The sequence below is a fragment of the Streptomyces sp. 378 genome (genome assembly GCF_030124145.1).
Lineage (GTDB): Bacteria > Actinomycetota > Actinomycetes > Streptomycetales > Streptomycetaceae > Streptomyces.
The window spans coordinates 25,487-40,206 of record NZ_JASKMS010000011.1 but is presented as its reverse complement, the minus strand read 5'-3'; the positions used below and the strand labels follow the sequence as shown (position 1 = coordinate 40,206).

The window sequence follows — 14,720 nt, the reverse complement described above, 5'->3', positions numbered from 1 at the left end:
GCCGGGTACGCGGAGCGTCGGACGCACCTGCTGTTTCAGGGGCGCGGGGAACTGCGCGACCAGCCACGACGGACCGGCAACCGGGACCCCGCCCACCCGAGGAGCGTCCGGCGGGGGCTATTCGAGAAGCTCCGCGTACGCGCCCATGGCCAAGGCGATGTCCGCCTGAGCCCAGAACCGGTGGTACGTGAACGACGGCACCGCGCCGCCCGCGAGATAGCTCTCGATCTTCGACCAGGCCGGGTCGTCCTTGTAGAAGGAGCGGATCGAGTCGAACGTCGACGACGAGTTGATCGCGTCACCGTTCGGCATCGTGCCCGTCCAGCCACTGGGGATGTACACCGGGTCGTCGAACCGGTTGTAGTCGGCCCGGTTCTCCGGGACGGCGATCCCGAGGGCGTCCTGGTGGTTGTCCCACATGCCGTCCAGCAGCTTCTTCGCCGCCGCCGCCGCCTCCGTGTCACCGGAGCGGTCCGCGTAGTACGTCAGGATCTTGGCGTACGCGCCGGCCACACCGACGTCGTTGGAGTAGTCGGCGACGGTGACGCGCAGTCCGCTGTTGGCGCCGGGGCTGGAGGCGTTCCAGGTGTCGGGCTGACCCGACCACTGGAGCGTCGACGGGATGCGGAAGGTGCCGTCCGGGTTGAACGTGGTTTCGGACAGCGCCCAGTCGACCCACTTGTCGAGGACCGCCTTGGCCTTCGCGTTCCCCGTCTGCTGGTACAGCTCGGCGACCCGCTCCATGGACCACGCCTGGAAGCCGAACCACTGGTTGGACGGCGGGTCGTGGTACACGGGCTTCTCGTCGTAGTACATGCCGTAGAACGTCGACTTCCCGGCGGGCGGGGTCGCGTACCGGCCCGCCCAGCTGTTGGTCGCGCCGCCGGCGATGGCGCCCTCGCTCGACTGCAGCCAGCGGTAGAACTCCAGCTGCCGGTCCATGGACTTCGCCCAGTCCGCGGCGCCCGTCGCCGACTTGGGCTTCAGCGGCGCGTAGTTGCCGAGCGCGTAGGCGGCCAGCGGGTTCTGGTAGCCGCCGTGTGCGTGGCTGGAGCCGATGCGCCAGGCCCAGCCGGCCGAGGTGTCGGTGGCGCCGCCCCATGCGTAGTACCAGGACATCAGGTACATCGAGGCGTCCTTGCCGGTGCCGGCCGGACAGGTCGACGGCCCGACACAGTTGCCGATCTTCTTGAAGTACTTGTCGAACATCGAGTAGCGCAGGTAGTCGCCCATCTTGGCGGCCTTGCCGACCGTCGCGGAGACGGCGGAGCCCTTGCCCTGCTCCTTCGCCCACAGATCCGCCCAGTAGGCGGCCTGCACGGCCCGCGCGTCGGCGTCCGGCGCGTTGGTGAACTTCCACTGCTTGGCGTAGGAGGCGTCACCGGTGAACAGGTCCAGATAGCCGTTCTTGCCGCCGAACTTGAAGGCGTCACAGGTCGGCTGCGGCACCGTCTCCCACACCGATTCCTGCGCACCGCGCTGGAAGGTGTTGATGTACGACGGGCCGGTGTCCGACGGGCCCGCCTCGCACTTGCCGGGCGAGTTGCCGTAGCCGTACACGTTGTCGACGTCCTGGAGCCAGTGCATGCCGTAGACGTCGTCCGTGCCGTAGGCGCTCTTCAGCTCGCCCGCGATCGGGTCCGTGCCGACCGAGACGCCGGTGTCGAGCTTGGCCGGGTACTCGTTCGGCGTGTCCAGCTCGGGGGCGTAGGTGGCCGGCTTGGAGGGGTTGTAGAAGGAGTTGGTCGGCTGGTCGGCCTTGGTGGGGATCATGTACTTCTCCATGAGGTCCCACGCGCCGTTGAACTTCGACCAGTCACCCGTCACCTTGCCGTACATGGCCTGGAGCCACAGGAGGTAGCTGTACGCCTCCGAGGTGGTCTCGTGACCGTGGTCCGGCGCCTCGACGATCAGCGTCTCGACCGAGTGGTACGGAATGCCCTCGGGGGAGAAGTAGCCGTTCGCCGGGTTGGTGATCTTCCCGTAGAGCTCCAGGAAGCGGGCGTCGTACACCTTCGCCGCCGCCAGCTGGGTGACGGTGACGGAGGCCTTCGCATGGCCCGCGGCCGTCGACTCGAACACGGCGGAACCGGTACCGGAGTCCGCGGCCGTGACGGTCACCTTCTGCGCGGTGTTCCAGTTCTGCGGCGTGAAGGTCAGCGAGGCGCCGGCCGAGACCGACAGGCCCGAGTTGCCGCTCGCGCGGGCCGAGGTCACCGTCACGTTGGAGGACGGCTGCTTGGACAGCTTCACCTCGTACGTGCCCGACTTGCCGGACTGGACGCCCAGTTGGAGTGGGGAGGCGACGAGGGTGGGACCGGCGGCGACGGTGATCCCGACCGGGGTGGAGTCGGCGGAGGCGCCCATGCTGTCGTACGCCTTCGCCACCAGGGAATGGCTGCCCACGGTCAAGTCGGAGACGGAGAGCGTGTACGGCGCGCTCGTGTCCGTGCCCAGCAGCTTGGTGTCGTCGTAGAACTCCACCTTGCTGATCGAGGCGTTGTCCGCGGCGGCGGCCGTCGCCGCCAGGGGCACCGCCTGTCCCTGGGTGTAGACGGCGCCCGCGCTCGGGCTGGTCAGCACGGCGATCGGCGGCTGGTGCGCGCCGGTGCAGGCCGTGCCGTTGACCGAGAAGGACGTCGGCGCGGTGTTGCCGCCGCTGTAGGAGAACTGGGCGCCGGTGGAGACGGCGGCACCCGCGGCGACCCGCGCGTTGTGGGCGGCGTTCTTCACGGTGATGTTCTGGCCGGACTGTGACCAGGCGCCGTTCCAGCCGTTCTGCAGCTTCTGGTTGCCGGAGTAGGCGTAGGTCAGCGTCCAGCCGTCGATGGCGTCCGTGCCGCGGTTGGTGAGGGTCAGGTCCACCGTGAAACCGGAGCCCCAGTCGTTCGTCTTGTAGTCGACACTGCACTGAAGTGCCGCCGCCTGCGCGGGGGTCGACCCTGAGGAGAGCATCGTCAACGGAAGCGCGAGAGCTGCGAGGGCGGCGGTCCACAACCGCCGCACCGCTCCGCGTCTCCGGGGTGGGGGATGCATGGTGCTGGTCCCTCCTTGCGGCTCGGAGAAGTCAAGGCTTGAACCAGTGGGAGCGCTCCCATAGTGCGGACCCGTCAGGTACCGGTCAAGGTCCTTGAAGAGTCGAAAAGATTCGACGCCCCGCCTTGAGCAAAAGTCAGCAACTTCCCTGTTCTTTACTGTCACTTGGCGCTACCTTCCTTGGCACCAGTGGGAGCGGTTCCATCAGTCGACGCGTCCGTCACGGCACGCCCGACCTGCAAGGAGTCGCTCATGCGACACCCCCCGCCTTCAGTGCTTTGAGCCGCCGCCGGCGCCGGACGCCCGCCTGTGGCGGACCGTTGCCGCCCCGCCTCGGTCACGTACGTCGCCGCCCGGCATCGCCCTGCCCGCGATAAGCCTCACCGCACCTGACGAACCCCCCCCACGCAACCGCGGACATCGCAAGGAACCCCAAGGGAAGAGGGACCCCCACTCATGAGCCGTACGAGAACCGCGTTACTGGCCGCCATGGCCCTGGTCGGTGGTGCGACCGGCACCGCCTTCGCCGTCGACCCGGGCGGTGCCCGCATCGCCGCCGTCCCGTGCACCGTCGACTACAAGATCCAGAACGAGTGGAACACCGGCTTCACCGCCGCCGTGACCGTCACCAACAACAGTGCCGCCAAGTCCTCGTGGTCGCTGAAGTGGTCGTACGCCGGCAACCAGAAGGTCACCAGCGGCTGGAACGCCAAGATCAGCCAGAGCGGTGCCGCCGTCACCGCCGCCAACGAGACCTACAACGGTCAGCTGGCGAACGGCGGTTCGGTCAGCTTCGGCTTCCAGGGCAGCCACAGCGGCAGCAACGCGATCCCGGCCACCTTCACCCTCGACGGCGTGACCTGCAACGTCGACGACGGCGGCTCCGGCGGTCCCGGCGATCCCGATCCCGGGGGCCCTGGGAACCGGGTGAACAACCCCTACGACGGCGCCAAGGTGTACGTGAACCCGGAGTGGTCCGCGAATGCCGCCGCCGAGCCGGGCGGCAGCCGCATCTCCAACCAACCCACGGGTGTCTGGCTGGACCGGACCGCGGCCATCAACGGCGCGGGCGGCAAGATGGGCCTGCGCGCCCACCTCGACGAGGCGCTGCGCCAGAAGGGCTCCGGCGAACTCGTCGTGCAGCTCGTCATCTACAACCTGCCCGGCCGTGACTGTGCCGCCCTCGCCTCCAACGGTGAGCTGAAGGCCGACGAGATCGGCCGCTACAGGACGGAGTACATCGACCCGATCAAGGCGATCCTCGCCGACTCGAAGTACTCCTCGCTGCGGATCGTCACCACCGTCGAGATCGACTCGCTGCCGAACCTCGTCACCAACACCGGCAGCCGCCCGACGGCCACCCCGCAGTGCGACGTGATGAAGGCCAACGGCAACTACATCAAGGGCGTCGGGTACGCGCTGAACAAGCTCGGTGACGTGCCGAACGTCTACAACTACGTCGACGCCGGCCACCACGGCTGGATCGGCTGGGACGACAACTTCGGCCCCTCCGCGACCCTGTTCAAGGAGGCGGCGACCGCCGAGGGCGCGACCGTCAACGACGTCCACGGCTTCATCACCAACACGGCGAACTACAGCGCCCTGAAGGAGGATCACTTCTCCATCAACGACAACGTGGCCGGCAAGTCCGTCCGTGAGTCGGACTGGGTCGACTGGAACCGCTACGTCGACGAGCTGTCTTTCGCCCAGGCGTTCCGCGACCAGCTGGTCTCCGTCGGCTTCAACTCCGGCATCGGCATGCTGATCGACACCTCCCGCAACGGCTGGGGCGGCGCCGCTCGGCCCACCGGCCCCGGCGCCCAGACCTCCGTCGACACCTACGTCGACGGCGGCCGCTACGACCGCCGCATCAACCCCGGCAACTGGTGCAACCAGTCCGGAGCCGGCCTCGGCGAGCGGCCGCAGGCCAGCCCGGCCGCCGGGATCGACGCCTACGTGTGGATGAAGCCCCCGGGCGAGTCCGACGGGGCGAGCAAGGAGATCCCGAACACCGAGGGCAAGGGCTTCGACCGGATGTGCGACCCGACGTACGAGGGCAACCCGCGCAACGGCAACAGCCCGTCCGGTGCCCTGCCGGACGCACCGGTGTCCGGACACTGGTTCTCCGCCCAGTTCCGGCAGCTGATGCAGAACGCGTACCCGCCGCTGTCCTGAACCGTATCCGCTGAACGGCAGATCCGCCGGGGCTCCGGGCCCCGGCGGATTTGCCGCACCGGCAACAGCAGTGGCCTCCGATCGGTGCGTCGGCGCACGCTGACCGCATCCGAGCGAGAGGCTGACCACCATGGCGCACCAGCACGACCACGACCACCGGCACGAGCACAAGCCTGAGCCTGGACATCATCACGACCACACGGATCTCGACTGGGCCGAGATGGGCCCGATGCTGGAGTCCTCGGCGGAACTCTTCGCGTCCCTGTACGAACGGGCGCTGGGCTGGCTCGCGAAGGAGGTGACCGAGCCGGGCCTGATCGTCGATGCGGGCAGCGGTCCTGGCGTCGTGTCGTGCCTGTTCGCGGAGACGTTCCCGGGCGCGCGGATCGTGGCGGTGGACGGCTCCGCGCCGCTGCTGGAACGCGCCCGGGCGCGGGCCGAGCGGCAGGGCGTCGCCGACCGCTTCGGCACGCTCGCCGGTGACCTGCCCGACGTGCTCGGCGAGCTGGAATACCCCGCCGACCTGCTCTGGGCCAGTCGCAGCCTGCACCACCTGGGCGACCAGCGGGCCGCGCTGGCAGCCTTCGCGCAGCGGCTCGCGCCGGGCGGCACCCTGGCCCTCATGGAGGGCGGTCTGCCCCCGCGGTTCCTGCCGCGCGACATCGGCATCGGCCGGCCCGGTCTCCAGGCGCGGATCGACGCCGTGGAGTCGGAGTGGTTCACCCGGATGCGCACCGACCTGCCCGGGCACGTCACCGAGACGGAGGACTGGCCGGCCCTGCTGGCCGCAGCGGGCCTCAAGCACACGAGGACGCACAGTTTCCTGCTCGACCTCCCGGCGCCCGCCTCGGACCGGGCGCGAGCCTACGTCGTGGCGTCCCTGTCCCACATGCGCGACAAGCTCACCGAGGGGCTCGACGCGGAGGACCTCGCGACCGTCGACCGTCTGCTCGACCCCGACGACGAGGCGAGCCTGCACCACCGCCCGGACGTGTTCGTCCTGGAGGCCCACACGGTGCACACGGCGGTCCGGCCCGCGTAGCGTCGACGGCCCTCGGCTTCGAAGGTGCCCGACGGGGACGACGTCGACACGGTGGTCGAACCGCCGGTCGGGCAGCCGGGCTGAACGGGCGCTGAACCGGCGGCGCCCCGGACTCGGCCCACCAGGGCCCGGGGACCGGGGCGCTCCCCGACGCGGCTCAGGCTCCGTTGAACTCCGCCGGGTCCGGGCCCAGGCGCCGGTCCTCGTTCAGGGCGCTGATCGCCGCCAGGTCCTCGTCGTCGAGGCTGAAGTCGAAGACCTCGATGTTCTCCCTGATCCGCGACGGCGTCACGGACTTCGGGATCACCACGTTGCCCAGCTGGAGGTGCCAGCGCAGCACCACCTGGGCCGGGGTGCGGTCGTGCTTGCGGGCGATGGCCACGATCGCCGGGACCTCCAGCAGGCCCTTGCCCTGGCCCAGCGGCGACCAGGCCTCCGTGGCGATGCCCCGCTCCGCGTGGAAGGCACGGGCGGCCTCCTGCTGGAGGTGGGGGTGCAGCTCGATCTGGTTCACCGCCGGGACGACCGAGGTCTCGCCGATCAGCGTCTCCAGGTGCTCGGGGAGGAAGTTGGAGACACCGATGGCCCGGATCCGGCCGTCGGCGTGCAGCTTCTCGAACGCCTTGTAGGTGTCGACGTACAGACCCCGCTCCGGCGTCGGCCAGTGGATCAGGTACAGGTCGACGTAGTCCAGGCCGAGCTTCTCCAACGACGTGTCGAAGGCGCGCAGCGTGGAGTCGTACCCCTGGTCGGCGTTCCAGAGCTTCGTGGTGACGAAGAGCTCCTCACGGGGGAGACCGGCCGCGGCGATCGCCTTGCCGGTGCCCTGCTCGTTGCCGTAGATCGCCGCGGTGTCGATGCTGCGGTACCCGGCCTCCAGCGCCGCCGCGACGGCCGTCTCGGCCTCGTCGTCCGGCACCTGCCAGACGCCGAAGCCCAGCTGGGGCATCTCGACGCCGTTGTTCAGGATGATCGGGGGGACCTTGCTCACGAGCTCTCGATCCTTCGGTAAGTGGTCAGGTGTGCTCCCATCGTGAACGATCACGGGCGGTGATGCATTCCTGACGGGAGAATTCCGAAGCCACACCTGCCCCGCGGGGGCGGAGGTCACGCCCGGTAGAGCGCCTCGACCTCGTTGCGGTACGCCTTCTCGATCGCCTTGCGCTTCAGCTTCAGGGACGGGGTGAGCAACCCGTGCTCCTCCGTGAACGGCTGGGCCAGGATGCGGAAGGTGCGGATCGACTCGGCCTGGGAGACCAGGGTGTTGGCGGCGACCACGGCGCGCCGCACCTCCGTCTCCAGATCCGCGTCGCGCACCAGCTCCGCCGGGGACATCCGCGGCTTGGCCCGCATGGCCAGCCAGTGCTCCACGGCCTCCTGGTCGAGGGTGACCAGGGCGGCGATGTACGGACGGTCGTTGCCGACGAGGATGCACTGGTTGACCAGCGGGTGGTCCCGGACGCGTTCCTCCAGCACACCGGGCGAGACACTCTTGCCGCCGGACGTGACCAGGATCTCCTTCTTGCGGCCGGTGATGGTGAGGAAGCCGTCCTCGTCGAGTGCGCCGAGGTCGCCGGTGGCGAGCCAGCCGTCGTGCAGGGCCTCGTCGGTGGCCTTGGGGTTGTTGAGGTAGCCCTGGAAGAGGTTCTCGCCGCGCAGCCAGATCTCACCGTCGTCCGCGATGTGCACGGTCATGCCGGGGATGGGCTGGCCGACCGTGCCGAACCGGGTGCGGTCGGGCGGATTGGCGGTCGCGGCGGCGGTCGACTCCGTCAGGCCGTAGCCCTCGTAGATGTGCACGCCCGCCCCGGCGAAGAACAGTCCGAGCCGGCGGTCCATCGCCGAGCCGCCGGACATGGCGTGCTTGATGCGGCCGCCCATCGCGGCGCGGATCTTGGCGTAGACCAGCTTGTCGAACAGCTGGTGCTGCATGCGCAGGCCCGCCGACGGGCCGGGGCCGGTGCCCCAAGCCTTGGCCTCCATCGCGTCGGCGTACTTGATGGCGATGTCGACGGCCTTCTCGAAGGGGCCGGAGCGGCCCTCCTTCTCGGCCTTGCGGCGGGCGGCGTTGAACACCTTCTCGAAGATGTACGGCACGGCCAGGAAGAACGTCGGCTTGAACGCGGCCAGGTCCGGCAGCAGGGCCGCCGCGTTCAGCTGCGGCTGGTGGCCGAACTTCACCTTGCCGCGGATCCCGGCGACCTGGACCATCCGCCCGAAGACGTGCGCGAGCGGCAGGAACAACAGGGTCGCCGGCTCGTCGCCGCGCTTGGAGTGGAACAACGGCTTCCAGCGCTCGATGACCGTGTCCGCCTCGTACATGAAGTTGCCGTGCGTGATGACACAGCCCTTGGGGCGGCCGGTGGTGCCCGAGGTGTAGATGATCGTGGCGACCGAGTCGGGTGTGACGGCCTGCCGGTGGCGGTGCACCACCTCGTCGTCGAGGTGCGCGCCCGCGTCGTACAGCTCGTGCACGGCACCGGAGTCGAGCTGCCACAGCCGGCGCAACTGGGGCAGCCGGTCGATGACGGTGGCGATCGTCATCGCGTGGTCCTCGTGCTCCACGACCGCTGCCGTCACCTCGGCGTCGTACAGCATCCAGAAGCACTGCTCGGCGGAGGACGTCGGGTAGACCGGGACGACCTGGGCGCCGACGGTCCACAAGGCGTAGTCGAACAGGGTCCACTCGTAGCGCGTGCGGGACATGATCGCGACCCGGTCGCCGAACCGGATGCCGCTCGCGAGCAGGCCCTTGGCCAGGGCGAGCACCTCGTCGCGGAACTCGGCGCTGGTGACGTCCCGCCACTGGCCGGAGTCGTCCTTGCGGCCCAGCGCCATGTGCAGGGGGTCTTCCTGGGCATGCTCGAAGACCACGTCGGCCAGACCGCCCACCGGAGGTGCCAACGCCAACGGAGGGTTGGTGAACTCGCGCAAACCCCGCTCCCCGCTCCTCAGCGCTCCTGTCGAGTGACGCCCCGCACAGCGCCGTGAAAACTACCCCACCCGGACAGGGGGCGGGAGGGGGCGCGAAGGTGAGCACCGCTCCGGTCCGCGCTGGTCAGCGAGGGAAAAAGTGCTCACATGGGGAAGGGTCGGACACATTCCTGACGGTTGAGTAAGTTTCGGTGCCGTAATCTCCACCGAATCTGTACGAGCCCCGGTGCCGTGCGACGCGCCTTCGGGCGAGGTCTCTTCTGTGAGCGGGACGACGGCGGATTCTGTTACTCCGCTTCGTCACAGTCCCTTGCGCTCGCTGCGGTGCAGCCGGTCGCCGCCCGCCAGGACCGCCGCCGCCAGGGCGTCCGCCGCGCCCTGGGCGGAGGGCCGGCGCCGGCCGTGGACCAGGACGAAGTCGACCTGCCCCAGTTCCGGCAGCCCCGCCCGGTCCGGGACCCGGACCAGTCCCGGCGGGATGAGACCGCGCGAGTGGGCCATCACGCCGAGACCGGCCCGGGCCGCCGCGACCAGGCCGTTGAGGCTGCCGCTGGTGCACACCACGCGCCACTGGCGGCCCTGCCGCTCCAGGGCCTCCAGGGCGAGCGCGCGGGTGATGCCCGGCGGCGGGTAGACGATGAGCGGCACCGGGCGGTCCGGGTCGAGCCGGAGGCGTTCCGCACCGATCCACACCAGCCGGTCGTGCCGGACGAGCTCACCCCGCGGGTCCTCGGGCCGCCGCTTGGCCAGGACCAGATCCAGCTTCCCCGCGGCCAGCTGCTCGTGCAGCGTGCCCGACAGTTCGACCGTCAGCTCCAGGTCGACCTCCGGATGCTCGTGCCGGAAGCCCTCGAGAATCTCGGGCAACCGTGTCAGCACGAAGTCCTCCGAGGCGCCGAAGCGCAGCCGGCCGCGCAGCCGGGTGCCCGTGAAGAACGCCGCGGCCTGCTCGTGCACCTCCAGGATCCGGCGGGCGAAACCGAGCATCGCCTCGCCGTCCTCCGTCAGCTCCACCGAGTGCGTGTCCCGGGTGAACAGCGTCCGCCCGGCGGCGTCCTCCAGCCGCCGCACGTGCTGGCTGGCCGTGGACTGCCGCAGTCCGAGCCGCCGCGCGGCCTGCGTGAAGCTCAGCGTCTGTGCCACCGACAGGAACGTGCGCAGATGCGCGGGGTCGTACATGGGCACCACGTTATCGCGCATCGCGATGACAGTGAAAGCGGTGTGCGGGATTCCCGATCGCCGACCGGGGGAGCAGGATGGGAGGGGGCCGCCACGGCCCCGGACCGACGGAAGCACCAAGCAACCGGACCGACGGAAGCACCAAGCAAGTGGAGCACCGTGAAACGCCTGCAGTGGCCGCAGTGGATGCCGATCGACCCCTACATCCTGCTCCTCCTCGGGACGGTGGGCCTGGCCGCACTGTTCCCGGCACGCGGATCGGCCGCTGACCTCGCCTCCGGTGCCTCCACCGCCGCGGTCGCCCTCCTCTTCTTCCTGTACGGCGCCAGGCTCTCCACCCGTGAGGCGCTCGACGGGCTGCGGCACTGGCGGCTCCACATCACGGTCCTGGCCGGCACCTTCGTGGTCTTCCCGCTGCTCGGGCTCGCCGCCCGCGGGCTGGTGCCGGTGATCCTGACGCACCCGCTCTACCAGGGCCTGCTCTTCCTCACACTCGTCCCGTCCACCGTGCAGTCGTCGATCGCCTTCACCTCGATGGCCCGCGGCAACGTGCCCGCGGCGATCTGCGCGGGCTCCTTCTCCTCCCTCGTCGGCATCATCGCCACCCCGCTGCTCGCGGCCTCGCTGCTCGGCGGCAGCGGCGGGTTCTCCGCCGACTCGCTGCTGAAGATCGTGCTGCACCTGCTCGTGCCGTTCCTGGCCGGGCAGCTGCTGCGCCGCTGGATCGGCGGCTTCGTCACCCGCCGTAAGCGGGTCCTCGCTCTGGTGGACCGCGGCTCGATCCTGCTGGTCGTCTACACCGCGTTCGGCGTGGGTGTGGTCCAGGGCATATGGCACCAGGTCAGCCCCGCGCGGCTCGGCGGCCTGGTCGTCGTCGAGGCGGTGATCCTCGCCGTGATGCTGCTGCTCACCTGGTACGGCGGCAAGGCGCTGCGCTTCGGCCGGGCGGACCGGATCGCGATCCAGTTCGCCGGCTCGAAGAAGTCCCTGGCCGCCGGGCTGCCCATGGCGAGCGTCCTGTTCGGCGCGCAGGCGGCGCTCGCCGTGCTGCCGCTGATGCTCTTCCACCAGATGCAGCTGATCGTGTGCGCGGTGATCGCCAAGCGGCGCGCACGGGAAGCGGCGGGCGAGGTCACCGCACCGCGGCCAGGCGCAGTGTCACGAACCGTGGCCGGTACAGGGACACGTTCCGGCTGAGCTGGGCGGCGGCGCCCGTCGTCCCCAGCCAGTTGACGTCGTAGCTCAGGACGAGCCGTCCCCCGCCGCTCAGCACCGGATGCGCCTGGGGGTTGTAGGCGGCCACCTGCCCCTGCGGCAGCGAGGGGCTGAACTCCTTCGCCGGACCGTGCCACGGCCCGGCCGGGGAGCAGGCCCAGTAGGACGCCACGGTGGTCAGGCCCTTCGGGCCGGCGGCCATCGTGAACAGCACGTAGGTGCCGCCGTCCCGGACGACCGTGAACGCGCTGCCCACACCCGTGCGCCGCCCGTCGCCGAGCACCGGCCGGGGGCGGGCGCCGGGCACCCAGGACGAGCCGCTCCAGAACTGCCAGGCGTCCGGATCAGCGAGCCGGCCCTCCGGCACCCGCGCCGCGTACGCGTGCGAGGCGGGGCGGGAGGCGGCCCGGCCGTCGTCGCCACCGAACACGTACGTCCAGCCGTCCTCCTCGACCAGCGTCGTGCCGAACAGCACGCGGCGGGACGGGTCGGGGACCGAGCGCTGGCCCAGCACCTCGACGATCGACTCCAGGCGCAGCGCGGGCAGCGACAGGGTGGCGACCTCGGTGGCGGTGGGAACGCCGTAGATCCAGGGAGCCTGGCCCGCCGTGCGCACCCACAGCAGGACCCGCACGACCTGCTCCGGGGAGCCGGGGGAGCGGGGTTCGACGCGGGCGGCGACCGGCCAGCGCCACTGGTTGGGCGCCGGATCGGCGAACAGCGGGGCCGGCAGGGTCGATTCGAGCCGGCCGTCGCGCATCAGCACGGCCGAGTTGCGCACCAGCGGTGTGGTCGGGTCCCGCCAGGCGTAGGGCTCGCCGTGCGGGTTGGGCGGTCCGTACACCTGGCCCAGGTAGGTGTCCGAGAACAGCCACAGCACCCGGCCGTCCGGCAGTCGCACCGAGTGGGTGCCGTCGCCGCCGGTCCAGTCGTCGGTGCGGCTCACGTCGTCGCCGTAGCGGGCGAACTCGGCGGTGAGGCCGTCGTCCGCTTTCCAGGAGCCGACCGTGAGGCCCCGGCAGGCGCCGTCGTCCGAACCGTCGTCGTCCGGCAGGGCGATGAGCAGCGCGGCGCCGAGAACCAGGACCAGCAGAAGGCCGATCTCGGTTCCCGTGCGCTGTCGTGCTCGTGCTGCTCCTGAGTCGTCGGGCACGGCCGTGACGTTAGTTGCTGCCGCTCACCCGGTCCATGGGCAGCCACAGCACCGTGCCCCGCGGGGCCGCGCCCGAGGTGCCCGAGGCCAACTCCTTGTCACTCAGAGCCCGGTTCCACACGCGGACGTCGTCGATGGCCCCGGTGAGGAACGCCCGGCTGTCCATGCGCTGGCCGATGTGCACCCCGAAGGGGGAGTTGCGGCTCACCGAGCCCGGCACGTCGGGGGTGTCGATCGCCTCGCCGTCGAGGAAGAGCGTCAGATTCCTCCCGCCGCGGCGCAGCGCCAGGTGGTGCCAGCGGCCGTCGTTGTGGGCGCCGTCGGTCGACACCGAGGCCGACCTGACGGTCGTCGCGCCCGACCGGGTGGTGATCAGCCCTCGGACCCGGTTGCTCGCCGGCTCCCCGCGCAGCCAGATCTGCGGCTGTGTGGTGCCGATGCCGCCCATCCACAGAAAGGGCTGCTCGCCGGTCGTGGCGGTGTAGCGGAAGTGCAGCGAGACCGTGAAGTCCCCCTCGCCGAGCGGCAGCCGGGACCGGTAGGGCAGCCGTACGGCGTCGTCGGCGCCGTCGAAGGACAGCGCGCCGCCGCGGGCACCGGCCGTCGGCCCGGCGCCGCCGAGCACGGCCGCGGGCCGGGTACCCGGCGCCGCGTCGCGGGTGGTCGGGTCGGCGCCCCGGCGCGGCTTCAGCCAGTCCTCGGTGAAGCGCGCGAAGCGGATCTCGTCGCGCGCGTCGGCCGCGCCGCCCTCGTACAGCAGGCCCACCGTCGCGCGGTCGACGGCGGCCATGTCGGAGTAGCCGGACCAGTCCGTGGTGACGACCGTGCCCCGGTCCACGCTCTCCCAGGTGCGTCCGCCGTCGTAGGAGGAGCGGACCATCATCGTGCGGCGGCGGTCGGGGTCGGCCGGGGCGGACAGCAGCATCCGGTCACCGAGGCGCAGCGTCGCGCCCTGGACCTGCGGGGTGTACAGGTCCGGGAGGGCGCGGAACGGCGTGGCGAAGCTGTCGCCGCCGTCCAGGCTGAGGGTCTGGGAGCGGTGGCCCAGGTCGGTGCCGTCCTGTTCCCGGCCGCTGACGAGCAGGGCGCCGTCGGCGCGCTCGGTGAGCGTCACCTCGGACGGCTTCTGCCGGAACGTGCCGTCCTGCGCTATGGGCCAGGTGTCCGTGGCGCCGACCCGCCAGGAGTCGCCGCCGTCGTCGCTGACGACGAGCGCGGCGTGGTTGGCGGAGACCCGGCTGCCGTTCCACGTCTCGGTGTTGACGCCGAACACGAGCCGCCCCGCGTGCTTGCCGCGGGTCAGCTGGATTCCGTGCACGGGCCCGGTCGCGTACCAGGAGTTCCAGTGCCCGGGCAGGATCTCGCCGCTCAGATCGCGCGGCTCGGACCAGGTCCGGCCGTCGTCGTCGCTGTACTGCAGATGCGGGGTGCGGTCGCAGGGGACGGCGCAGTTGCCGGCGTCGGTACGGCCGGTGTTGAACGTCTCGGCCAGCAGGATCCGGCCGGTCCCGCGGTCCACGACCGGCGCCGGGTTGCCGTGTGTGTCGCCCGCGCCCTCGGTGACGACCCGCAGTGGCCCCCAGGTACGGCCCCCGTCGGCGGAGCGCTTGACGACGATGTCGATGTCGGCCGCGTCTCCGCAGTTGAGGACGCGGCCCTCGGCGAACGCCAGCAGGGTGCCGCTGGTGGTGCGCACGATCGCCGGGATCCGGAAGCAGGCGTAACCGGGGTCCTGGGAGGCCTTGAAGAGCACCTGCTGCTCGAACTCGGCCGCAGGTGACGAGGGTTGGCCGTGCGCCGGTGCGGTGGGCGCGAGCAGCGCCCCGGCGGCGGCGGTGGCGGTCAGGGTGGATCTCAGACGTGCGCGAAGACTTGACGGCATGGTGCGACCTGCCCTTCATGCGTCTGTCGGCCGGACCACCGGGGTATGGAACTGACATCCGGTCATCCGGACATTCCACGTCCAATGTCTGGGCCACAGACGGT

At 70.7% G+C, this 14,720-nt stretch carries 9 protein-coding genes; 3 read left to right on the top strand and 6 right to left on the bottom strand.

The genetic code is table 11. The features are described 5' to 3' along the window. Positions 1 to 117: 117 nt before the first annotated feature. A complete protein-coding gene (locus QNO09_RS17055; RefSeq protein WP_283971045.1) occupies positions 118 to 3,036 on the bottom strand; it encodes a glycoside hydrolase family 48 protein in 2,919 nt (972 codons plus the stop codon). Positions 3,037 to 3,492: 456 nt separating this feature from the next. Here QNO09_RS17055 and QNO09_RS17050 point away from each other — a divergent pair, with 456 nt between their 5' ends. Then, positions 3,493 to 5,211, top strand: a complete 1,719-nt coding sequence (locus QNO09_RS17050) for a glycoside hydrolase family 6 protein (protein WP_283971044.1) — start codon at positions 3,493 to 3,495, stop codon at positions 5,209 to 5,211. Positions 5,212 to 5,341: 130 nt separating this feature from the next. Next, positions 5,342 to 6,253: a class I SAM-dependent methyltransferase gene (locus QNO09_RS17045; RefSeq protein ID WP_283971043.1), complete on the top strand. Its 912-nt coding sequence runs from the start codon at positions 5,342 to 5,344 to the stop codon at positions 6,251 to 6,253. A gap of 157 nt (positions 6,254 to 6,410) precedes the next feature. On the opposite strand, the gene QNO09_RS17040 is transcribed toward QNO09_RS17045, so the two are convergent. From QNO09_RS17040 to QNO09_RS17030, 3 genes are all read right to left on the bottom strand, one after another. Next, on the bottom strand, positions 6,411 to 7,202 hold the full coding sequence (locus tag QNO09_RS17040) for an aldo/keto reductase (protein ID WP_283971199.1): 792 nt from the start codon (positions 7,200 to 7,202) through the stop codon (positions 6,411 to 6,413). 158 nt (positions 7,203 to 7,360) lie between these two features. Further along, positions 7,361 to 9,187 carry an AMP-dependent synthetase/ligase gene (locus QNO09_RS17035; protein WP_283971042.1) on the bottom strand — a complete coding sequence of 609 codons (1,827 nt, stop codon included), beginning with the start codon at positions 9,185 to 9,187 and terminating at the stop codon, positions 7,361 to 7,363. A gap of 300 nt (positions 9,188 to 9,487) precedes the next feature. Further along, on the bottom strand, positions 9,488 to 10,366 hold the full coding sequence (locus tag QNO09_RS17030; protein ID WP_283971198.1) for a LysR substrate-binding domain-containing protein: 879 nt from the start codon (positions 10,364 to 10,366) through the stop codon (positions 9,488 to 9,490). Between the two features lie 186 nt (positions 10,367 to 10,552). Between QNO09_RS17030 and QNO09_RS17025 the strand changes: the two genes are divergently transcribed. After that, positions 10,553 to 11,563, top strand: coding sequence for a bile acid:sodium symporter family protein (locus QNO09_RS17025; RefSeq protein ID WP_283971197.1), 1,011 nt, complete (start codon positions 10,553 to 10,555; stop codon positions 11,561 to 11,563). Here the strand turns inward: QNO09_RS17025 and QNO09_RS17020 are convergent. Beyond that, positions 11,499 to 12,734: a DUF5005 domain-containing protein gene (locus tag QNO09_RS17020; protein ID WP_283971041.1), complete on the bottom strand. Its 1,236-nt coding sequence runs from the start codon at positions 12,732 to 12,734 to the stop codon at positions 11,499 to 11,501. The genes QNO09_RS17025 and QNO09_RS17020 overlap by 65 nt on opposite strands. Positions 12,735 to 12,744: 10 nt before the next feature. Next, on the bottom strand, positions 12,745 to 14,616 hold the full coding sequence (locus QNO09_RS17015) for an exo-alpha-sialidase (protein ID WP_283971040.1): 1,872 nt from the start codon (positions 14,614 to 14,616) through the stop codon (positions 12,745 to 12,747). Positions 14,617 to 14,720 lie beyond the last annotated feature (104 nt).